Below are 20452 nucleotides of genomic sequence, written 5' to 3'. Positions count from 1 at the left end.
CCCGCCGGGCAAACGAATGCGATTAGCTCAGAAGCGATTGGCGTTCTCTCCTGCCAATTTGTCCAGTGCGTCGGACCCCTTGACGTAGGCGGTCCCATTCCAATGGTAGGTGACGGAGATGTCGCGCGAGGAAGGCTCGGGCGCCGGTTCGTCGCAGCTTTCGCCATTCGGCAGGGTGGCATCGGTCACCGTCGCCTTGATGGCCGCATAGGGCTGGCCGTCCGCAATGGTCTGAAACGCCAACTCCTGCGTGCGCTTGTAGGCGCACAGTGACTCGTCGAACGTGTAGATCATGTCGATCAGTTCGAACCTGTCGTCGCGGACCAGGATCAGCGGCGTGCTCACATAGCCCTGGCTCGAATTGAAATGCGTGCTCAGGGTGATGATGGCGTCATCGCTGGGCCCAATCGGCAGCTTGCCCGGATCGCGGAAATAGGTGCTCCGGTCGACGGCGACATTGACAGCGTCGAGCAGTCTCGGCCTGCTGGCAAGATCGTAGAGCGCCAGCACCGCAAAACCCTCGGCGCTGTCGGAGGAGCTCCCGAGGTCGAACAGCATGGCCAGCCGATCCTTGCCGCCTGCCTTGATCGGGAGCACGCCAGCATCAGAAAAGCCCGACGTTACGGGCGGCGAGCCACCGCTATCCGGACCCTCGATATGGCGCATCTCGATCGGCATGGAGCCCCGATAGAAGCCGTCCTTGTCCGCCGCCAGATCGGGAATGACCATCCTGGCGAGGTCGAGATAGGTCGTGTCTTTGTGGCTGGGAACGGCGCGGCCAAGGTCCGGGAAACTGACGCCTTGGGCGCCGGCCGCGGTCCACAGGCACGGCAGCAGCAAACAGGCGAGAATGAAGCGAATCAGGATGGAATTCATGCGCTGGCGCCTCCACTGTCGAGCGTTCGCAAGCTAGCACGGACGACCGAGGCGTACAGTCGGATAACAAGCTCGAATATCAGATCAGTGGATCGGCACCAACCCGGCAAGTTCGCGCATGTCGTCGAACAGGATGCCGCCGGCCTCGGTCAGGCCGTCGCGGTCGGAATGCGGGTCGCCGTAGTAGGAAAATACGCGCATGCCGGCGGCAATGCCGGCTAACGTCCCGGCGACGCTGTCCTCGATGACGATGCAGTCGGCGGGCGCGAAGCCCATCGTGCCTGCAGCATGCAGGAACAGGTCGGGAAACGGCTTGCCGCGCGAAACCATGGTCGAGCTGAACAGCGCATGCTCGAACAGCTGCAGCAGCCCGGTCTGGCCGAGCGTGATGTGCATTTTCGAAACCCGTGCCGATGAAGCGACGCAAGTTGCTATGCCGGCAGCGTGCACGGCTTCGATGAACTCCCTGACATAGGGGACGGCTTCGACGCCATGCGCGAACAGGTCCGGCAGGCCGGCGTTCCAGCGTTCGACGAAATCGGCGCCGAGGCTGACGCCGGTCGCCTCGACTTCCTTCTGAACTGAGACCATGGAGCGGCCAGAGAAATTCTTGCGGCAATATTCGAAGCTGGCCGGGTAGCCGGCAGTGCTGAGCCATTCGGCGAGGCGTCGATTGGCCAGGTTCTCGGTATCGACCAGAACCCCGTCGCAATCGAAGATGACGAGTTTGGGCATTCTCATTTCACTATGCTCATCAGGCCGTGCCGGTCGATCCGAAGCCGCCCGAGCCGCGCGTCGTGCCGCCGGCCAATGTGCGCTCCTCGACCGTCGCCTGCATCACGGACGCAAAGACGATCTGGGCAATCCGCATGCCGCGCGTCACTGCGAAATCTTCGTCGCCGAGATTGATCAGCAGCACCTTGACCTCGCCGCGATAGTCGCTGTCAATGGTGCCCGGCGTGTTGAGACAGGTGAGGCCATGCTTGAAGGCGAGGCCTGAGCGCGGCCGGACCTGACCTTCCACGCCCTCCGGGATCTCCAGGATCAGCCCGGTCGGCACCAGCGCGCGTTTTCCCGGCAGGATCAGCAGCGGCCGATCGTCCGGCACCGCGGCGCGCAGATCCATGCCGGCGGCGCCCGGGCTTTCATAGGCGGGAAGCGGCAGGCCCTCGCCATGCGGCAGCCTGACGAAGCCGACGGCCGGACCGATGACGGAGGAGGTGTAGAGGGCTGCGCGCATGAGGCTGATCCTATCGCTACCAACGCCGATTCGGTCAACTCGGCGGCAATGCTATCAACGGCTTTCTTTCAGCGCAGTTCCACTTCAGCGCAGTTCTACGGGAACGACCGTCGTCTCCTTGATCTCCTCCATGACGAAGGAGGCCGAAACATCCGACAGCGCCACCTTGGCGATCAGTCGCTGATAGAGCCGGTCATACGCCTTCACGTCGGCGACGCGGGCACGCAGCACGTAATCGAGGTCGCCGGACATCCGGTAGACGCCGGTGATCTCGGGAAAACCGGTGACTGCCGCCCGGAATTTTTGCAGCCAGTTCGGATCGTGATTGGAGGTCCGGATCAGGACGAACACCGAAAGGCCGAGGCCGAGCTTGTCCGCATTGACCAGCGCCACCCGGCCGGTAATGACGCCGTCTTCTTCCAGCCGCTTGACCCGGCGCCAGCAGGCGTTGCGCGATAGCGACACCCTTTCCGACAGTTGGTCGACCGACAGCGTACCGTCGCGTTGCAGTTCGGCCAGCAATCTTCGGTCGATCTCATCGATTTCCAGCGGCATGTGGGATTTTTGTCCCAATGATTGGCAAAATACAAGGATATTTTGGGATCAATGAACCGGCGAGGCGTGTCAAGATGCGCAAGATCGGGACTTCACGCGCTGAAAGGGGACCAGCATGAGCACACGGCTTGCAAGACTTTTCACCTCGCACCCGGCCAAAGTGGGCGAGACCTATTTCAGCCATATGGCCTTCGCGGCGTGGTTCTGCTCGCGCCTGTTCATGGCAGCGTTCGCCGCGCTCATTCACGCTTTCTTGCCGTTTCTGTTTGAGACTACGGCCAGCCGAATCGTTCGCGAGCTCTATGAGCGCACGCACAACAGAGGCACACACGCGATCAAGGAGAATGCGGCTCTCATGGATCGCGCCTGAGGGAAGAGTAAGCGATGTGCCGCTGGGCGGCCTATCTTGGCGAAGCGGTTTTCCTCGAAGACATCGTCACGGCGCCCTGCCATTCGCTTATCGCCCAGAGTCATTGCGCCCAGGAAGCCAAGTCGCCGACCAACGGCGATGGCTTTGGCCTTGCCTGGTATGGCGACCGGCCCGAACCGGGTCTCTATCGCGACATCCTGCCGGCCTGGTCCGACCCCAATCTGAAGAGCCTGTGTCGCCAGATCAGGTCCAGCCTGTTCCTTGCCCATGTGCGCGCCTCGACCGGCGGCGCCACTAGCCGCATGAACTGTCATCCCTTCACTGCCGGCCGCTGGTCGTTCATGCACAACGGCCAGATCGGCGGCTTCGAAACAATCCGCCGCGCGCTGGAAAATTCGCTCTCTGACGCGGTCTTCGCCCAGCGCGAAGGCACCACCGATTCCGAACTCTTCTTTCTCCTGATGATCGACGAAGGGTTGTCGGGTGATCCGGAGGGCGCTGTTCTCCGCGCCACCAGCCGCGTTATGGACGCCTCGCGCCACGCCGGCTTCGAACCGGCGCTGAGACTTACCGCCGCCTTGTCGGACGGCGAATCGCTCCACGCGGTGCGCTATGCGACCGATGCCCACGCGCCGACGCTCTACACCTCCGTCTTCCGCGATGGCGGCGGGCGATGCCTTATGTCGGAGCCTTTCGACCGTGATGGCGGCGACTGGCAGCCGATACCGCCCTCCAGCTTCGTCACCATCACCAGAGACGGCATGATCATTCGCCCGTTTGCGCCGAAGCCGGTAAGACTGGCGCTGGCCGTGTAGATCCCTCGCTATCGCGGCAACATCGCGGGACGGCGCCGATCTCAGCAGACCCTCGCAGCGCAATTCCGATCAAGCACCGCCAGTCCTCGAATGCTGAATTCGGCTTGAAGACGCGCCGTAGCCCGCCATTTGGCGAGGCTGGCGCCGCTAGCAAGCCGGAGCAATGGTCATGGACCTCGTCTTTTCCTCGACTATCGAACTCGCCGCCGCGATCCGCGACCGCAAGATTTCCGCCGTGGAAGCGCTGGACGCGCATCTGGGTGAGATCGACAGGCACAATGAGGCGGTCAACGCAGTCGTCGCGCTCGACAGGGAAGGGGCTCGCGCTCGAGCGAAGAACGCCGACGAAGCCCAGGCGCGCGGCGACGTTCTCGGGCCGCTGCACGGTGTGCCGTTCACGCTGAAGGACACGCACGAAACGTCAGGCATAAAGACCACGGTCGGCTTCCCGGCCTTTGCCGACTATGTGGCGAGAAATGACAGCCCGGTCGTTCTCAGGTTGAAGGCGGCCGGCGGCGTGCTGGTCGGCAAGACGAATGTCGCAACGATGCTGGGCGACTGGCAGTCGAACAATCCGCTGTTTGGCCGCACCAGTAATCCCTGGGATCTATCGCGCACCGCCGGCGGCTCCAGCGGCGGCGCCGCGGCAGCACTTTGCACGGGCATGACGCCATTCGAACTCGGCAGTGACATGCAGAATTCGATCCGCCTGCCTGCCGACTTCTGTGGCGTCTACGGCCTCAAGCCGACCGAGCACCGCGTCTCCCTGGCCGGCGCCTTTCCCGATCCCAATGGTGCGCCGCGCAGTGTGCGGCTGATGTCCTGTATCGGTCCGCTGGCCCGCAACGTCGAAGATCTGGCGCTGATCCTGGGGATCATCGCAGGGCCGGATGGCAGCGACGCCGACCTTAAGCCGGTGCCGGTCGAGGACATGCCGAAGCTTGATCTCAAGACCCTGCGCATCGCTTTCGCGCCGGCATTTCCGGAGTTTCCGGTGGCCGGCGAGATCAGGGCCGCGGTCGAGAATCTGGCAAGGGAGCTTCAGTCTGCAGGCGCGACTGTCGAGGAAGCAAGACTGCCGACGCTCGACTTGCATGACGATCTGACGCAAGGCGGTGCGCTGATCGGCATGATGCTGGAGGCTGCGCAGCTGGAGCCGCCGGAAGAACCGACACCGGTCTCGCGCTGGTTCGAGGCGCTCGCCCGCCGCGACCAGTCAATTCTTGCCTGGGACCGCTTTTTCGAAGGTTGCGATGTCTTGCTTTGCCCCGTCGCCATGACCACGGCCTTCCCGCATTGCGAGCCGGGAACGCCGATCAAGGTCGATGACAGCGAGCAGAGCTACTGGATGCTGCCGGCCTACGGCGCGGTGTTCAACTACAGCGGCCACCCGGCACTGTCGATGCCCTGCGGGCAGGACCGCGACGGCCTGCCCATCGGCCTGCAACTGGTCGGCCGCCGCTGGTCGGAAGCGCGGCTGCTCGGCGTCGCCAGGGCAATAGCGCTGCTGAGCGGCGGTTTCCGCCGTCCGCCCGGCTATTGAGCAAACCGCGTCAGCCCATACGGCTCAAGCAGCGGGTCGCGCGCGTCGTCGAGGATTTCCCGGGCGGCGAACAGGCCGACGGCTGGAGCCAGTGTGATGCTGGAATGCATGACCGCGACATAAAGGCCGCTCAGGCCTTCAGCCCGTCCGATGATCGGAAAGCCGTCGATCGGCGTCGGCCGATAGCCGACGGTGTGGAAATCCAGTTCCAGCCGGTCGGCGTCGCGCAGCATGCTCTTCATCGCCGCAAACAGCTCGCGACCGGTGGCTGCGGTATCCATTCCCGGATCGGCGCCGCCGAAATCCGAGCCGGCGATGATGCGGCCCTCGGCAGTCTGGCGCATGTGCAGCCGATCGCCGATCACCAAGCCGTTGAGCAGCTTTTCGTAGGGGCGTGAATGGACGATCAGGCCGGGCGGCGTCTCGATCGGCAGTTTTAACCCGGCCGTCGCCGCAATTGCCGGAGAGCCGGCGCCCGCTGCGATCACCACCTCGTCGGCAGCGATCCGTCCGCCTGACATATCCACGCCGGTAATCCTGCCATTGGTCTGCACCAACGCGGTCACGGCCGTTCCGCCCACCACCCGCAGGCCGCGCTGCTCGGCATCCACCAGCAGCGCCTGCGTGGCCGCGACCGGCTCGGCGACGCCCTCCTCTGCCACGTGAAGGGCGAAATCGGGAAGCTCGGTCAAATTGGGTTCTATACGTGCGGCTCCCACGCGGTCGACTCGCTCGATGCCGTAGCCCCAGCCGGAATGCTCGATGGCATAGGCCTCCAACTCGGCCGGCGGCAGGTCCCAGCACAGGCCGCCGCACCATTCCAACGGAATGCCGGGCACGTCATGCGCAAGCCGCGTCCATTCGGCCATCGAACGGGTACGCAGCCGGAAATACGGCTCTGGATTGCCCCAACTGGCATTGATCCAGGCAAAGGAATTCGGGGTGGCGACGCCGCCGGCGCCGCTGTCGGCAACCACCGTCACGTTCGCGCCGGCCTTCGCCAGATGCCAGGCGACAGACGCGCCGATGATGCCGGCGCCGACGACGATGACTCGCTTGGCTGCGCTCATGGATGGTCCTTTGTCGAATCGGGTCTTCTGATGTCGTTGCGGCGACCCTATCTCAAGACCGGCCATCCGCCCAAAATTGTTCGACAGGCTGCAAAAGCGCTGCTAGAAGCCCGCGCACCACATGGGATTCCATAAATTGGCTGAAGACATCACGAACGCGGTGGCGCGCCGCCGCACTTTCGCGATCATCGCGCATCCGGACGCCGGCAAGACGACTCTGACCGAAAAGCTGCTGCTGTTCGGCGGCGCCATCCAGCTTGCCGGCGAGGTCAAGGCCAAGAAGGATCGCATCCAGACCCGGTCGGACTGGATGAAGATCGAGCGCGAGCGCGGCATTTCGGTCGTCACCTCGGTGATGACCTTCGAGTATGAGGACAACGTCTTCAACCTGCTCGACACGCCCGGCCACGAGGATTTCGCCGACGATACCTATCGCACGCTGTCGGCAGTCGATGCGGCGGTCATGGTCATCGACGCCGCCAAGGGTATCGAGCCGCGCACGCTGAAACTGTTCGAGGTCTGCCGGCTGCGCGACATCCCGATCATCACCTTCGTCAACAAGATGGACCGCGAAAGCCGCGACCCGTTCGAGATCCTCGACGAGATCGAGCAGAAGCTGGCGCTGGACACCGCGCCGATCACCTGGCCGATCGGCCGCGGCAAAACCTTTTCCGGTACCTATCATCTGGCGCTGAACGCGGTACGCAAGGGCGACGCCGAGAAGGACCGCACGCCGGTCAACGGTCCCGATTCCAACCGCGTCGCCGGCCTGTTGCCGGAAAACGAGCGCGAAGGCTTTATCGAGGAGCTGGAGCTGGCGCGCGAAGCCTGCCGTCGGCTCGACATCGATTCCTTCCGCGAGGGTCATTTGACGCCGGTCTATTTCGGTTCGGCGCTGCGCAATTACGGTGTGCGCGACCTGATCGAGGCGCTTGGCGCCTACGGGCCGCCGCCGCGCGCGCAGGAGGCAGATACCCGCAAGGTCGAGGCGACCGAGGGCAAGATGACCTCGTTCGTCTTCAAGATTCAGGCCAACATGGATCCCAACCACCGCGACCGCATCGCCTTCGTCCGCGTCTGCTCGGGCAAGCTCGAGCGCGGCATGAAGGCCAAGCTGGTGCGCACGGGAAAACCGATGAGCCTGTCGGCGCCGCAATTCTTCTTCGCTCGCACCCGCGTCACCGCCGACGAGGCTTTCGCCGGCGACGTCGTCGGCATCCCCAATCACGGAACGCTGCGCATTGGCGACACGCTGACCGAGGGAGAGGAGATCCTGTTTCGCGGCGTGCCGAACTTCGCGCCGGAAATCCTGCGCCGCGTTCGCCTCGGCGACGCGATGAAGGCCAAGAAGCTGAAGGAAGCGCTGCACCAGATGGCCGAGGAAGGCGTCGTGCAACTGTTCTCGCCGGAGGATGGTTCACCGGCAATCGTCGGCGTTGTCGGTGCACTGCAGCTCGACGTGCTGAAGGAGCGGCTGAACTTCGAATACACGCTGCCCGTCGATTTCGAGATGTCGCGTTTTTCCGTCTGCCGCTGGATATCGGCTGACGACAAGGCCGAGGTGCATCGCTTCATCGACGCGCATCGCGGCGACATTGCCCGCGATCTCGACAACGACCCGGTGTTCCTGGCCCAGCACGCCTTTTCGCTCAACTACGAGGCCGAGCGCTGGAAGGCGATCCGCTTCGCCGCGGTCAAGGATTATCAGGTCCGCGACAAGGCGGCTTGAGCACTCTTCTCCTTCTCCCCTTGTGGGAGAAGGTGTCGCCGAAGGCGACGGATGAGGGGTGTTCCAGGGAACACCGACGCCTCATTCTGTCCAACACCCCTCAACCGTCTCGGCGCTGCGCGCCGATCCACCTTCTCCCACAAGGGGAGAAGGGAAGATCGGACGTCTCGCTCACCCCCTGGCTGCCTCTTCGATCTTGGCGATGTCGATCTTGGTCATCTGCATCATCGCCTGCATGACACGGCCGGCCTTTTCCGTGTCGGGGTCCTGCAGCAGCTTTGGCAACTGCTCGGGAACGACCTGCCAGGAGACGCCGAATTTGTCCTTCAGCCAGCTGCATTGGCTGGGCTCGCCACCGCCCTCGATGAGCCTGTCCCAGAAATAGTCCACCTCCTCCTGCGTCTTGCAGTCGATGGACAGTGAGACCGCCTCGGTGAACTTGAATTGCGGCCCGCCGTTGAGCGCCTGGAACTGCACGCCGTCGAGCTCGAAATAGGTCACCAGCACCTTGCCCTCATTATCGCCGCTGCCCTTGGGCCAGCGCATCACGCTCAGCACCTTCGAGTTCTTGAAGATGGAGATGTAGTGGTTCATGGCCTCCTCGGCCTGGTCGTCGAACCACAGGCAGGGGGTGATCTTTTGCATTTGCTTGCTCCTCGGGCTGGGATTTGCCTTTGTTGTCACTCGTAAAACGGCGACTGGCGATTGATGCCGGTTCCCGCCGTCTGTCCAAGGACGTCCGGGCAAAACACGATCCGACAGCGCCTCTGACTTTTTTACTGCCTGGGCCGGCTTACTGTCTTGGCTCAAGATCCCGGCGCATCGCAAAACCGTGGCCAGACCAGACCGCGGCGTATATAACGCCGCTCAATTCCGGTTTTCCGCGCCTGTCCGGGCGCGACGCAGACAACAAGGACAATGTATGCCCGCCTATCGCTCCCGCACCACCACCCATGGCCGCAACATGGCCGGCGCCCGCGGCCTGTGGCGCGCCACCGGCATGAAGGATTCCGATTTCGGCAAGCCGATCATCGCTGTGGTCAATTCCTTCACCCAGTTCGTGCCGGGCCACGTCCATCTCAAGGATCTCGGCCAGCTGGTCGCCCGAGAGATCGAAAAGGCAGGAGGCGTCGCCAAGGAGTTCAACACCATCGCTGTCGACGACGGCATCGCCATGGGTCATGACGGCATGCTCTATTCGCTGCCGTCACGCGAGCTGATCGCCGACTCGGTCGAGTACATGGTCAATGCCCACTGCGCCGACGCGATGGTCTGCATCTCCAATTGCGACAAGATCACGCCGGGCATGCTGATGGCGTCGCTGCGTCTCAACATCCCGACCGTCTTCGTCTCCGGCGGCCCGATGGAAGCCGGCAAGGTGGTGCTCGCCGGCAAGGCGCAGGCGCTCGATCTCGTCGATGCCATGGTCGCTGCCGCTGACGACAAAGTCTCCGACGAGGACGTCAAGACCATCGAGCGCTCGGCCTGCCCGACCTGCGGCTCCTGCTCAGGCATGTTCACCGCCAATTCGATGAACTGCCTGACCGAGGCGCTCGGGCTTTCGCTGCCCGGCAACGGCTCGACGCTGGCCACCCATGCCGACCGCAAGCGGCTGTTCGTCGAGGCCGGCCATCTGATCGTCGATCTCGCCCAGCGCTACTACGAGCAGGACGACGACACCGCGCTGCCGCGCAGCATCGCCTCGAAAGGTGCCTTCGAGAACGCCATGACGCTCGACATCGCCATGGGCGGCTCGACCAACACCGTGCTGCACATCCTGGCTGCCGCGCATGAAGGCCAGATCGATTTTGATCAGGACGACATTGACGCACTGTCACGCAACGTGCCGGTGTTATGCAAGGTTGCCCCCGCCAAGGCGGATGTGCACATGGAAGACGTCCACCGCGCCGGCGGCATCATGGCGATCCTCGGTCAGCTCGATAACGCCGGACTGATCAACCGCGACCTGCCGACCGTACATACGCGAACGCTCGGCGAAGCGCTCGACCATTGGGATATCTCGCGCACGTCAAGCCAGAATGTCCGCGACTTCTTTCTGGCGGCCCCGGGCGGCGTGCCGACGCAGGTCGCCTTCAGCCAGGATCGCCGCTGGGACGAACTCGATCTCGACCGGGAGAAGGGGGTCATCCGCTCGGCCCAATATCCTTTTTCCAAGGACGGTGGCCTTGCCGTGCTGAAGGGCAATCTTGCGCTGGACGGCTGCATCGTCAAGACCGCCGGCGTCGATGAATCGATCCTGAAATTCACCGGCCCGGCCAGGGTGTTCGAAAGCCAGGACGCCAGCGTCAAGGCGATCCTGTCCAACGAGATCAAGGCCGGCGATGTCGTCGTCATCCGCTACGAAGGGCCACGCGGCGGCCCCGGCATGCAGGAAATGCTCTACCCGACCAGCTATTTGAAATCGAAGGGCCTCGGCAAAGCTTGCGCGCTGGTCACCGACGGCCGCTTTTCCGGCGGCACCTCGGGCCTGTCGATCGGCCATGCCTCTCCCGAGGCGGCGGAAGGCGGGCTCATCGGGCTGGTGCATGAGGGCGACACGATCGAGATCGATATCCCGAACCGCACCATCCGGCTTGCCGTCGACGATGCCGAACTGGCCGCCCGCCGCGCAGCGATGGAGGCCAAGGGAGCTGCCGCCTGGAAGCCAGAGGAAAAGCGCAAGCGCAAGGTGACGATGGCTTTGCGCGCCTATGCGTCAATGGCGACCAGTGCTGCCAAGGGTGCGGTAAGGTATGTGCCGGAATAGGTCGGCTTCTTCAAAGGGATGACGACAGATGACTTTTGATCTTATCGTCCGTGGCGGCATGCTGCCCGACGGCACGATCGCCGATATCGGCATCATCGGCGAGACGATCGCGGCCATCGAGCCCGAGCTGAACGTTACCGCAGGCACGGCGATCGACGCCCATGGCAATCTGGTCTCGCCGCCTTTCGTCGATCCGCATTTTCACATGGACGCCACGCTCTCGCTGGGCATCCCGCGCATCAACGCGTCGGGCACACTGCTGGAAGGCATTTCGCTGTGGGGCGAACTGAAGCCGCTGTTGACGCACGAAGCGGTGCGCGAGCGCGCGCTCGCCTATTGCGACTGGGCTGTCACAATGGGCTTGCTCGCCATCCGCACCCATGTCGATGTCTGCGATACCAGGCTGCTGGCGGTCGAAGCCCTGCTCGATGTGAGGAAGACGGTCGCGCCCTATATCGACCTGCAACTGGTCGCCTTCCCGCAGGATGGGTTTTACCGCTCGCCGATGGCGCGCGATAACACCATCCGCGCGCTCGACATGGGTGTCGACATCGTCGGCGGCATTCCGCATTTCGAGCGCACCATGGCCGACGGAACGCGTTCGGTGACGGAACTTTGCGAAATCGCGGCAGAGCGCGGCCTTATGGTCGACCTGCATTGCGACGAGACCGACGATCCGCTGTCGCGGCATATCGAACAACTGGCCTATGAGACGCAACGCCTCGGCCTGCAGGGCAGGGTCGCCGGCTCGCACCTTACCTCGATGCATTCGATGGACAATTACTATGTCTCGAAGCTGTTGCCGCTGATCGCCGAGGCAGGCGTCTCGGCGATCCCCAATCCGCTGATCAACATCATGCTGCAGGGCCGCCACGACACATTCCCTAAACGCCGCGGCCTGACGCGGGTCAAGGAAATGCTTGCCCACGGCATCCGCGTCGGCTGGGGCCAGGATTGCGTGCTCGACCCCTGGTATTCGCTGGGCACCGCCGACATGCTCGACGTCGCCTTCATGGGCCTTCACGTCGCCCAGATGTCGAGCCCGGCCGACATGGCGCGCTGCTTCGACATGGTCACCAACGTCAACGCCGCCATCATGGGCCTCGACTATCTTGGCCTGGCGGTCGGCAAGCGCGCCAGTCTCGTCGTCCTCGATGCCGGCGATCCGGTCGAAGCCTTGCGTCTGCGTCCCGAGCGCCTCTGCGTTATCGCCAGGGGCAAGGTGGTGGCCGAGCGGGCTAGGCAGGAAACGCGGCTTTCGATCGCGGGACGGCCGGGAACAGTGAACCGCAGGCATCGCCCGCCCACTGCATGACCAGTAATTGGCAGGCACAACAGGACGTTGGGCCTGCATCAGGCCGCGCAGTCGATCAGATTGATAGGTCCTGATCTTAAGTCTACAGTCAGCCTCCACTTTATGTCGAGGAGGATACCATGTGGCACAAGACGGCGATGGTGGTCGCATTGGCGGCGACCTGTGCAGGCTGCATGACGGCCGAAGACCGTCGTGCCGCGGACGAGGCGAAATGCCGGTCCTACGGCTTCGTCAGGAAGAATGACGCCTTTGCCGAATGTCTGCAGCGCATCGATCTCGCGCGCCGCGCGGACCTGAGAAGTGCCTCGGCTTTCGATCCTTGGGACCGGCCGGTGATCTATCGTCCGGTCATCATTCGGCCACGGCCAAAGTAGGCCGTTGAAGCGACGATCTAGAGCGTCGGACGCAAAAGTGGATAACCGTTTTGGGAAAATCCGATGCTGAAAAGATAGTGCGGCGGTGCGATTCGATTTGGAAGTCCGCTGCTCTGGTGTAGGCCCAGCCGATTTCCGGCTCTGGTCTGGCCGGTCTCCCGATTTCCGCTCGTCAAAGCGGCTGCTTGCGTCTACGACGCTGCTCACCGAGCCTTCATGCGGGAGGAAGCGACATCGGCATGGCACAGCCAACAGCCCAGAATTCGACGATAAGGAACGTGCTGCTCGCTGGCATTCTGCTGATGCTGGCCGGCGATTTCCTGTTTGCATTGAACGATGCGATGGGCAAATGGCTGGTCGCCAGCTTTTCCGTCGGCCAGGTCGTGCTGATCCGTTCCATCGGCGCCTTTTTCGTGCTTGGCCCGATGATCGCGCGTCAAGGCACGGCCAAGCTGTTCCGCATGGAGCGCCTGGAACTGCAGGTCTTGCGCGTCGTCATGACGACGCTCGACACGGCGCTGTTCTATGCCGCCGTCGTCTATCTGCCGCTCGCCGACGTCATGAGCTTCTATATGGCGGGGCCGATCTACGTGGCGGCGCTGTCCCACCTGCTGCTCGGTGAAAAGGTCGGCTGGCGCCGCTGGATGGCGATCCTGGTCGGCTTCTGCGGCGTGCTGATCATGCTCGAACCGTCCTCGGCCGCGTTTTCGCTGTCGTCGATCTTCGCGCTGGCCGGTAGCATTTCATTCGCCTTCGCCATCATCCTCAACCGGCGGCTGCGTGGCACCAGCGACACCTCGCTCGTTACCTGGCAAACCATCGGCACGCTGCTGGTCGGCGGCTTTCTCACCATCGGCAACTGGCAGACGCCGTCCTCGCTCGATTTCGGCGCCATGCTGCTTCTCGGCATCGTCTCCTGCGGCGCGCATCTGATGATTACCAGGGCGCTGAAGCTGGCGCCCGCCTCGACACTGGCGCCGCTGCATTACAGCCTGCTGCTGTGGGCCGTAATCTTCGGGCTGGCCTTCTTCGGCGACATGCCCGGCCCGCGCATCCTGATCGGCTCGGGCATCATCGTGCTGGCCGGCCTGTTCATCTTCCATCGCCAGAAGGTGGTCGATACTGTGCCGCCGGAAAACGTGCCGAAGGGCGTCAACTAAGGTCCAGATTTCTGGTACCTAAGGTCCAGGTTTCTGGTACCTAACCCGCGCGCACCGCCGTCAGATGCCTTGAGAAATCGGCCGTCTCCATCAACGCCTTGCAGCGCGCGAACCGCCCGTCGGCATAGGCGCGGAAATCATCGACCGGATTGCTGTTGGCAAGCTGGATCAGCCCCCACAGCGTCCACAAGAGATCGCACATCGCCTTGTAGATGACGACGCGGCCGCGCTCCGCCGGCGTCGGCTCGCCACCGAAATAGGCGTGCATCATCTCTTCCTCCTGCGCGACGTCGAATTGTCCTTCGACGCTGAGGTCGCCGAGATCCCAGAGCGGATCGTTCATGCCGGAATATTCCCAGTCGACGATCCACATCCTGTCGCCGGTATCGAGAAAGTTTTCGCACAGCGGATCGCAGTGGCAGGCGACAAGAGGCAGCGGATGCGCGGCAAGCGCCGAGCGCACGGTTTCCGCCTCGCGCACGACATCGTGGTAACCGGCAGGCAGGGCGACGTCCTTGGTCGACAGCACCTTCAGATAGTCGTCGATCATTGCGAAAAGCTCGAAGCGGAAGGGAAACACCGCGCCGGATCTGTGCAGCCTGCGAAAGGCCTTGCCGGCGCGCGCCGGACTGCCCGGCCGTGTCTTGAACTTTTCCGGCGACATCGTCTCGGCGCCGGCAACGAAGCGCGTCACCATGATGCCTGTCTCGCCGTCGACATGCAGCAGCTCGGGGCTGACGCCGGCCTTCGCGGCTTCCCGTGCCGCCACCGCCTCGTTGGCGCGGTTGATATACTCCTCCGTGCCCTTGCCGGGAATCCGCAGGCAGACATCTCCAGCCCTGAAGACGAGGTTGGTGAGGCCACCAAGCCGCTCCAGCGGTCCCTCGTAGCCGGCCAGCACGGGAATGGCTGCAAGCGCCGCACGTGCTTCCTCGTCCACCATCGCTTCCGCCCTCTTTGCGTCTTTATTTGTGGCCACGAAGGTTCCACAAATTTCGCCGTTTGGCTATCATCAGCGGCATGCGATTCACTCCAGCGCCGCACGGTCCTGTCGGACGCGGAAGGACGCTGCTGCACTTTGATTTTGCGGACGGGACTGCGATGGCGGACAGGAAAAATGAAGGCGCGCTCGCCGCGGCCTATGCAGCGAAGCGGCCTGAAGAAGTGGCGGCGCTCTACGACCGCTGGTCCGACACCTACGACGCCGACATGTCGGCGGCCGGTTATCGCCATCCGACCATCTGCCTCGCCCTGCTTGCCCGCCACTTGCCGCGCGGCGCGGCACCGCTCCTCGATGCCGGTGCCGGCACCGGGCTCATCGGCGAGTGGCTGAAGATCGCGGGCTATCCGCAGGTCGAGGCACTCGACATCTCGGCGGGCATGCTGGCCAAAGCGGAGCGCAAGGGCGTCTATTCGGCGCTTCACTGCCTGGCGCTCGGCGGCCCGCTGCCTTTCGCCGATAATGCCTATGCCGGGATCATATCGGCCGGCGTCTTCACCTCGGGCCATGTCGGCGCCGAGGGGCTCGACGAACTGATCCGCATTTGCCGGCCGGGCGGGATAATCGTGCTGACCGTCAAGAACACGCTGTGGGATGCGGGTTTTGCCGCGCGGATCGCCGACCTCGATGCGAAGGGCGTCGTCACACGTGCCGAGGAGACGTCGCCCTATGTCTCCATGCCGGGCGAGGCGGACACCGTGCCGAGCCGCGGCCTCGTTCTGCGCGTGAACTGATCATTCTTCCATTCCCCTCGTTAAGGTTCCCGTGCGCTCGATGTCACCAAAAGTGATACTGCTGGCGAAGCCAATTTGGCCGCGGCTAGACAATTGACAGCCCGAGTTTACAAGCAACATGTTGCCCCCGAACTGGGCTTATTTCCGACTTCGCCAGCAGTATCAAAAGTGCCCAAGAGCCGACCTCCTTTACGCCTCCGGGGAAGTCAGGCGGCTTGCAGCCGTCGGTGAAGGTGCGTCAACGCCGGCGTCTGTCCGACATTTCATTGGATTATCCTCCTCAGCACTGCCTTCACAGGGCCGGGCAGGAACCTGCTCAATCGCGACCGCAGACCTCTCGACCTTCTGCGCGACACTCCGGTAATGCACGGGAGCTGCTCGATATACTCTGGCCTTTCGGGGCGATCGATCTCGGGCGATGCGTCCGTAATGGGCGAGGAGAGCAGTGGCTGACTCCGCCCTTTGATAGCAACCAGGGTGATGCGATCCCTCCAGACGACATGCCTGTCCCCTTCTGCAGCCAGCGGCCAGTTGGGATTATGATACTCGTAGGGGTTCAAGCACTCGTAGACGGACGTGAAGCCCACGTGTCGGAGTAGGTTGCAGAGCGATGCACGCGTGAAGAGGAAGGCCTTCGGGTTGTCGAGCGAGTTCCAGAGCGCTGCCAGCTTCTCCTCGGAGGTCGCATCAGTATCGTGTTCCTTGCCATACCTGCCCCAGTAGGTCTTCCCCTTCCAAGTGTATGACGCTTCGTCGCTGAGGCTGATATGGGTATCGATTATTGATATCTTTCCGCAAACCTTCGAGATTCTCTCCACGAAGTCCATGACATCCGGAGCATCCAAGTGGTAAAGGATCCCCAAACATAGAACAACATCGAAACGACCATGGCGCTCCTCGTCGAGGTTGCGCACGTCATTTAGGGCGAGTTCGAGGTTGTCCAGGGAGAGTACCTCCTTAGCGAAGTGCACCTTCTCAAGGTTCGCCTCCCGACCCTCGATGGCGAGCACGTCGGCCCCATGGAGCGCGAACTCGATCCCGTATTGCCCCTCGAGACACGCCAGGTCCAGAACGCGAAGCTTCTCCAACGGCTTCCCGGCAAGATCTGCAGCGATCTGCACGAAGCGCCTCAATCGGGCGTCCCAGTGCGGCTCATCGAACGTGTCAATTTGATCGGCCAGATGGATGGAACCTGCCGTCCAGGGGCCGAACCTTTCGATAATCTTCTGCTTTTTCTCCTTGATTTCGTTTATTTGCATATTGTGCCCTCGTCATAGAAAGACAGTCTCGAACGTGTAGAATCCAGGTGAAACGCTAGACAAGTTTCAGGAAAAGTGAATAGCGTGTTATCTCAGTAACCCTAGAGCGGTTCTCGATCTGACGTACGGACTCAAGCTCAGTGCTTATAGGCGCCGGTTTTGCCGCGCGGATCGCCGACCTCGAGACGAAGCGCGTCGTCACGCGTGCCGAGGAGACGTCGCCCTATGTCTCCATGCCGGGCGAGGCGGACACCGTGCCGAGCCGCGGCCTCGTTCTGCGCGTGAGCTGATTTAGGCTCTGATTCTTGCTCCCGCCGGGTCGTAAAGCGGCTCGATATGGATTTTTGCCGGCGTCCGCTCCAACGCTACCACCAGCTCGTAATCGCCGGAGGCGAGGAAGTCGTCGCTGACGCCGTCGGCGTTGCGCACATAGCCGTAGCCAATGTTCTTGCCGACCGTATAGCCATAGCCGCCGCTAGTCAGGTAGCCGACCGGCTCGCTGTTGCGCAGGATCGTCTCGCGCCCGAGCAGCACGATCTCGCGATCTTCGACCGTGAAGCCGGCAAAGCGTTTTTTCAGCGCGGCGCCGCTGATCTCTTCCAGTGCCCGCCGCCCGAGAAAATCGGTATTTTTGCGAAGTTTCACCGCCCAGCCGAGGCCGGCCTCCTGCGGCGTGTCATTGGGCGTGATGTCGGAGCCCCAGGCGCGGTAGCCTTTTTCCAACCGCAGCGATTCCAGCGCCCGGTAGCCGACCGGGCGAATGCCGTGCTTCTCGCCCGCCCTCATCAGCGCGTCGAAGATTTCGCCCGTCGCCGCGATCGGCATATGCAGCTCCCAGCCGAGCTCGCCGACATAGGTGACGCGCAGCGCCCGAACTGTGTGGCCGGCGATGGAGATTTCCCGCACATGTCCGAACGGGAAAGCGGTGTTCGACACGTCCGCATCGGTCACCGCAGCCAGCACGTCGCGGGCGCGCGGCCCCATCAGCGACAGCGTGCCGTAATCCTCGGTGACATCGGTAAGCGTCACGTCGAGCTCGTTGCCGACATGGTCGCCGATCCACGAGAAATCATGCGTCCTAAAACCGGTGCCGGTGACCACGTAGAATCGTTCTTCGCCGAGCCGGGCCACGGTCAAGTCGGCCTCGATACCGCCGCGCGTGTTGAGAAGCTGCGTGTAGGTGAGCCGGCCGACCGGCTTGGCGATGTCGTTGGCGCAGATCCAGTCGAGCGCCTTCAGCGCATCCGCACCGGTCATTTCGTATTTGGCGAAGGACGACTGGTCGAAGATACCGACGTTCTCGCGCACGTGCCGGTGCTCGTCGCCGACCGGCGCGAACCAGTTTTGCCGGCCCATCGAATAGATGTCCTTCGGCTCGACGCCTTCGGGCGCAAACCAGTTCGGCCGCTCCCAACCGAGTTTGGAGCCGAACACGGCGCGGTGCTTTTGCAGCCGTTCATAGAGCGGCGACACGATCTGTGGCCGGCCCATGACATACTCCTCATGCGGGAAGCCGATCGTGTAGTGCTTGCCATATGCTTCCAGCGTGCGGTCGCGGACCCATTGCCGGTCGCGGTGCAGGTCGGAAAAGCGTCTGATATCGACCACCCACAGGTCGAGTGGCGCCTCGCCGTCGACCACCCATTGCGCCAGCACCCAGCCGGCGCCGCCGCCCGCCGCGATGCCGAAGGCGTTGAAGCCGGCGCCGACGAACATGTTGGCGCATTCGGGCGCCACGCCGAGAATGAAATTGCCGTCCGGCGTAAAACTCTCCGGCCCGTTGATCATCTGCTTGACGCCGACGGTTTCGAGCGCCGGAACCCGCGCGATCGCTTGGTTCATATGCTGCTCGAAATGATCGTAATCGTCGTCGAACAGCCGGAACTCCCAGTCATCAGGGACATCGCCGCCGGGAAGATCGGTCGTCCAGGCTTGCGGGTTCGGCTCATAGCCGCCCATCACCAGCCCGCCGACCTCCTCTTTGAAATAAATGCGGCGGTCGGGGTCGCGGATCGTCGGCGCATCGGTCGCCAACCCGTCTATTCTTTCGGTGACGATGTACTGGTGCTTCACCGGCTGCAGCGGCACGTTGATGCCGGCAAGGGCGCCTACCTGCCGCGCCCATTGCCCGGCACAGTTCACCACCTTGCCGCAGGCGATATCGCCCTTGTTGGTCTTTACCGCGGTGATGCGGCCATCCTTCATGTCGAAGCCGGTAACGCGGACATCCTCGAACAGTCTGGCGCCATGCATGCGCGCGCCTTTGGCCAGCGATTGCGTGATGTCGGAAGGGCTTGCCTGCCCGTCGGTCGGCAGCCAGCTGGCGCCGACGAGATCGCCGGCCTCCAGCAGCGGCCACATTGTCTTGACCTCGGCCGGTGACAGCAACTGCATATCCATGCCGAAGCTTTTCGCCGTCGTCGCCAGCCTCTTATACTCGATCCAGCGGTCGGCATTGGTAGCGAGCCTGAGGCACCCGGTCATCTTCCAGCCGGTGGCCAGCCCGGTTTCGGCTTCCAGCCCCTTGTAGAGATCGACCGAATATTTGAGCACGCGGGTGATAGAGGCCGAAGACCGCAACTGGCCGACCAACCCCGCCGCATGCCATGTGGAGCCCGATGTCAGTTTGCCCTGTTCCAAAAGCACGACATCGGCCTTGTGGTCACGCGCCAGATGATAGGCCGTTGAACAGCCGATGATGCCGCCGCCGATAACGACGATCTCGGCGTGAGCGGGCAATGTCATGATTTCTGTCCGTATTTCGTTCGGTAGTTTTCCAGCGCGGCATCGAGCCGCGTCAGGTTTTCGTCGGTATAGGCAACGTAGTCGATGCCGGGCGCGTCGAGATAAAGTTCGGAAACCATGCTCCACATCGCCTCGCGCAGCAGCGATGCGCATTGCATGGCCGCATGCGAGCGGCGGATCGCCTCGTCCGGCTCCTTCATGAAATACGCAGTCAGGAAGGCGAAGGACTCCTCGTCGTTCATGCTTGCGTTCGAGGCGACGCCCGCGAGGTCGAACATCGCCGTGTTGAAGCCGGCATATTCAAAATCGATCAGCCACAGTCTATGGCCGTCGTCGAGAATATTAGCCGGCAAGAGATCGTTGTGGCCGAAGACGATCGGCAGCAGTTTCTGCGCCCGTTCGAGTTCGTCCGCAAGCGTCAGCAGCCGCGGCAACTCGCTTCGCATGCGGCTGCCGGCTTCCTCCAGCGTGCGCGCATAGTCGCGGATGACATGGAACACCCAGAACATGAAGCCGGCGCCGGAGACATGATTGGGCATCTCCCGATGGAAGCCGCGCATCAGGGCGGCGACGCGGCCGATATTGGCGCGTACGTCTTCCGCGACATAGGTCCTGGCGCCGAGAAATTCCGTCACCAGGATCCCGGGCTCGGAATGGTGGACCGCAGGCGCGAAGCCGGCGGCGTGCGCCGCGCGCGCGGTCATCACCTCGCGCTCGCGAAAGACGTGGTGGAATGGAAAGTCCTGGCCAAAGCGCACGACATGCCGCCCAGCCGCGTCCTTGACCAGATAGTTGGCGTTGCTCAGGCCGCCCGGCAGCGGCGCGATCTCGATGCTGCCGGTCCAGCAGGGCAGGGCGCGGATGCGGTCCTCGGCGGTCACAGGTTCATCCCTCGTTGGG

Annotated in this window: 19 protein-coding genes and 1 pseudogene; 10 read left to right on the top strand and 10 right to left on the bottom strand. The window is 63.0% G+C overall.

All coding sequences use genetic code 11. From position 1 onward, the window contains the following. Window positions 1-27: 27 nt before the first annotated feature. The 4 genes from EN807_RS01440 to EN807_RS01425 all read right to left on the bottom strand — a co-directional run bounded on the left by EN807_RS01440 (window position 28) and on the right by EN807_RS01425 (window position 2671). Entirely contained in the window at window positions 28-876 is an 849-nt protein-coding gene (locus EN807_RS01440; protein WP_135933603.1) for a hypothetical protein, read from the bottom strand. Between the two features lie 84 nt (window positions 877-960). Then, window positions 961-1617, bottom strand: a complete 657-nt coding sequence (locus EN807_RS01435) for an HAD family phosphatase (RefSeq protein WP_135933602.1) — start codon at window positions 1615-1617, stop codon at window positions 961-963. 13 nt (window positions 1618-1630) lie between these two features. Next, the gene (gene dut, locus EN807_RS01430; protein ID WP_127318944.1) at window positions 1631-2116 is read right to left on the bottom strand and encodes a dUTP diphosphatase; all 486 of its coding nucleotides are present in this window, start codon (window positions 2114-2116) and stop codon (window positions 1631-1633) included. 84 nt (window positions 2117-2200) lie between these two features. Next, on the bottom strand, window positions 2201-2671 hold the full coding sequence (locus EN807_RS01425; protein ID WP_135933601.1) for an Lrp/AsnC family transcriptional regulator: 471 nt from the start codon (window positions 2669-2671) through the stop codon (window positions 2201-2203). A gap of 115 nt (window positions 2672-2786) precedes the next feature. Here EN807_RS01425 and EN807_RS01420 point away from each other — a divergent pair, with 115 nt between their 5' ends. The 3 genes from EN807_RS01420 (at window position 2787) to EN807_RS01410 (ending at window position 5399) form a co-directional block, all read left to right on the top strand. Further along, window positions 2787-3041 (top strand): DUF6356 family protein, encoded by a 255-nt coding sequence (locus EN807_RS01420; RefSeq protein ID WP_135933600.1) that lies wholly within the window; start codon window positions 2787-2789, stop codon window positions 3039-3041. Between the two features lie 14 nt (window positions 3042-3055). Then, the gene (locus EN807_RS01415) at window positions 3056-3856 is read left to right on the top strand and encodes a class II glutamine amidotransferase (RefSeq protein WP_135933599.1); all 801 of its coding nucleotides are present in this window, start codon (window positions 3056-3058) and stop codon (window positions 3854-3856) included. Window positions 3857-4025: 169 nt separating this feature from the next. Continuing rightward, window positions 4026-5399, top strand: a complete 1374-nt coding sequence (locus EN807_RS01410) for an amidase (RefSeq protein ID WP_135933598.1) — start codon at window positions 4026-4028, stop codon at window positions 5397-5399. Here the strand turns inward: EN807_RS01410 and EN807_RS01405 are convergent. Beyond that, window positions 5393-6469 (bottom strand): FAD-binding oxidoreductase, encoded by a 1077-nt coding sequence (locus EN807_RS01405; RefSeq protein WP_135933597.1) that lies wholly within the window; start codon window positions 6467-6469, stop codon window positions 5393-5395. The two genes, EN807_RS01410 and EN807_RS01405, sit on opposite strands and share 7 nt — an antisense overlap. Before the next feature lie 136 nt (window positions 6470-6605). Between EN807_RS01405 and EN807_RS01400 the strand changes: the two genes are divergently transcribed. Continuing rightward, window positions 6606-8198, top strand: a complete 1593-nt coding sequence (locus EN807_RS01400; protein ID WP_189522316.1) for a peptide chain release factor 3 — start codon at window positions 6606-6608, stop codon at window positions 8196-8198. Window positions 8199-8369: 171 nt separating this feature from the next. On the opposite strand, the gene EN807_RS01395 is transcribed toward EN807_RS01400, so the two are convergent. Beyond that, window positions 8370-8843: a VOC family protein gene (locus EN807_RS01395; RefSeq protein WP_127318931.1), complete on the bottom strand. Its 474-nt coding sequence runs from the start codon at window positions 8841-8843 to the stop codon at window positions 8370-8372. A gap of 277 nt (window positions 8844-9120) precedes the next feature. Here EN807_RS01395 and ilvD point away from each other — a divergent pair, with 277 nt between their 5' ends. From ilvD to EN807_RS01375, 4 genes are all read left to right on the top strand, one after another. Then, window positions 9121-10965, top strand: a complete 1845-nt coding sequence (ilvD, locus tag EN807_RS01390) for a dihydroxy-acid dehydratase (protein WP_135933595.1) — start codon at window positions 9121-9123, stop codon at window positions 10963-10965. A gap of 28 nt (window positions 10966-10993) precedes the next feature. Then, the gene (locus EN807_RS01385) at window positions 10994-12280 is read left to right on the top strand and encodes an amidohydrolase family protein (RefSeq protein ID WP_135933594.1); all 1287 of its coding nucleotides are present in this window, start codon (window positions 10994-10996) and stop codon (window positions 12278-12280) included. Window positions 12281-12399: 119 nt separating this feature from the next. Next, on the top strand, window positions 12400-12654 hold the full coding sequence (locus EN807_RS01380; protein ID WP_127318925.1) for a hypothetical protein: 255 nt from the start codon (window positions 12400-12402) through the stop codon (window positions 12652-12654). Between the two features lie 239 nt (window positions 12655-12893). Then, entirely contained in the window at window positions 12894-13814 is a 921-nt protein-coding gene (locus tag EN807_RS01375; protein ID WP_127318923.1) for a DMT family transporter, read from the top strand. 40 nt (window positions 13815-13854) lie between these two features. Here EN807_RS01375 and EN807_RS01370 read toward each other — a convergent pair whose 3' ends face one another. Beyond that, a complete protein-coding gene (locus EN807_RS01370) occupies window positions 13855-14757 on the bottom strand; it encodes a phosphotransferase family protein (protein WP_135935744.1) in 903 nt (300 codons plus the stop codon). Window positions 14758-14915: 158 nt separating this feature from the next. Between EN807_RS01370 and EN807_RS01365 the strand changes: the two genes are divergently transcribed. Further along, window positions 14916-15548, top strand: a complete 633-nt coding sequence (locus EN807_RS01365) for a class I SAM-dependent methyltransferase (protein ID WP_135933593.1) — start codon at window positions 14916-14918, stop codon at window positions 15546-15548. A 263-nt stretch (window positions 15549-15811) separates the two neighbouring features. On the opposite strand, the gene EN807_RS01360 is transcribed toward EN807_RS01365, so the two are convergent. Beyond that, entirely contained in the window at window positions 15812-16807 is a 996-nt protein-coding gene (locus EN807_RS01360) for a methyltransferase domain-containing protein (protein WP_082982110.1), read from the bottom strand. A 155-nt stretch (window positions 16808-16962) separates the two neighbouring features. Here EN807_RS01360 and EN807_RS01355 point away from each other — a divergent pair. Then, window positions 16963-17097 (top strand): annotated as a pseudogene (locus EN807_RS01355) (SAM-dependent methyltransferase); the annotation flags it as partial. Window position 17098: 1 nt separating this feature from the next. Here EN807_RS01355 and EN807_RS01350 read toward each other — a convergent pair. Together EN807_RS01350 and EN807_RS01345 are read right to left on the bottom strand one after the other, a co-directional pair. Continuing rightward, window positions 17099-19552 (bottom strand): FAD-dependent oxidoreductase, encoded by a 2454-nt coding sequence (locus tag EN807_RS01350; RefSeq protein ID WP_135933592.1) that lies wholly within the window; start codon window positions 19550-19552, stop codon window positions 17099-17101. After that, window positions 19549-20433: a phosphotransferase family protein gene (locus EN807_RS01345; protein WP_135933591.1), complete on the bottom strand. Its 885-nt coding sequence runs from the start codon at window positions 20431-20433 to the stop codon at window positions 19549-19551. Before EN807_RS01345 ends, EN807_RS01350 begins: the two co-directional genes overlap by 4 nt. Between the last annotated feature and the right edge of the window lie 19 nt (window positions 20434-20452).

The sequence above is a fragment of the Mesorhizobium sp. M5C.F.Ca.ET.164.01.1.1 genome, from assembly GCF_004792125.1.
Lineage (GTDB): Bacteria > Pseudomonadota > Alphaproteobacteria > Rhizobiales > Rhizobiaceae > Mesorhizobium > Mesorhizobium wenxiniae.
Note: the sequence above shows the minus strand (reverse complement) of the source record. Positions and strands in the feature narration are given on the sequence as shown.

What these genes read in the sequence shown, in the direction of transcription:
- EN807_RS01440 (WP_135933603.1), bottom strand. Translation starts at nt 876, where the DNA reads ATGAATTCCATCCTGATTCGCTTCATTCTCGCCTGTTTGCTGCTGCCG.
- EN807_RS01435 (WP_135933602.1), bottom strand. Translation starts at nt 1,617, where the DNA reads ATGAGAATGCCCAAACTCGTCATCTTCGATTGCGACGGGGTTCTGGTC.
- dut (WP_127318944.1), bottom strand. Translation starts at nt 2,116, where the DNA reads ATGCGCGCAGCCCTCTACACCTCCTCCGTCATCGGTCCGGCCGTCGGC.
- EN807_RS01425 (WP_135933601.1), bottom strand. Translation starts at nt 2,671, where the DNA reads ATGCCGCTGGAAATCGATGAGATCGACCGAAGATTGCTGGCCGAACTG.
- EN807_RS01420 (WP_135933600.1), top strand. Translation starts at nt 2,787, where the DNA reads ATGAGCACACGGCTTGCAAGACTTTTCACCTCGCACCCGGCCAAAGTG.
- EN807_RS01415 (WP_135933599.1), top strand. Translation starts at nt 3,056, where the DNA reads ATGTGCCGCTGGGCGGCCTATCTTGGCGAAGCGGTTTTCCTCGAAGAC.
- EN807_RS01410 (WP_135933598.1), top strand. Translation starts at nt 4,026, where the DNA reads ATGGACCTCGTCTTTTCCTCGACTATCGAACTCGCCGCCGCGATCCGC.
- EN807_RS01405 (WP_135933597.1), bottom strand. Translation starts at nt 6,469, where the DNA reads ATGAGCGCAGCCAAGCGAGTCATCGTCGTCGGCGCCGGCATCATCGGC.
- EN807_RS01395 (WP_127318931.1), bottom strand. Translation starts at nt 8,843, where the DNA reads ATGCAAAAGATCACCCCCTGCCTGTGGTTCGACGACCAGGCCGAGGAG.
- ilvD (WP_135933595.1), top strand. Translation starts at nt 9,121, where the DNA reads ATGCCCGCCTATCGCTCCCGCACCACCACCCATGGCCGCAACATGGCC.
- EN807_RS01385 (WP_135933594.1), top strand. Translation starts at nt 10,994, where the DNA reads ATGACTTTTGATCTTATCGTCCGTGGCGGCATGCTGCCCGACGGCACG.
- EN807_RS01380 (WP_127318925.1), top strand. Translation starts at nt 12,400, where the DNA reads ATGTGGCACAAGACGGCGATGGTGGTCGCATTGGCGGCGACCTGTGCA.
- EN807_RS01375 (WP_127318923.1), top strand. Translation starts at nt 12,894, where the DNA reads ATGGCACAGCCAACAGCCCAGAATTCGACGATAAGGAACGTGCTGCTC.
- EN807_RS01370 (WP_135935744.1), bottom strand. Translation starts at nt 14,757, where the DNA reads ATGGTGGACGAGGAAGCACGTGCGGCGCTTGCAGCCATTCCCGTGCTG.
- EN807_RS01365 (WP_135933593.1), top strand. Translation starts at nt 14,916, where the DNA reads ATGGCGGACAGGAAAAATGAAGGCGCGCTCGCCGCGGCCTATGCAGCG.
- EN807_RS01360 (WP_082982110.1), bottom strand. Translation starts at nt 16,807, where the DNA reads ATGCAAATAAACGAAATCAAGGAGAAAAAGCAGAAGATTATCGAAAGG.
- EN807_RS01350 (WP_135933592.1), bottom strand. Translation starts at nt 19,552, where the DNA reads ATGACATTGCCCGCTCACGCCGAGATCGTCGTTATCGGCGGCGGCATC.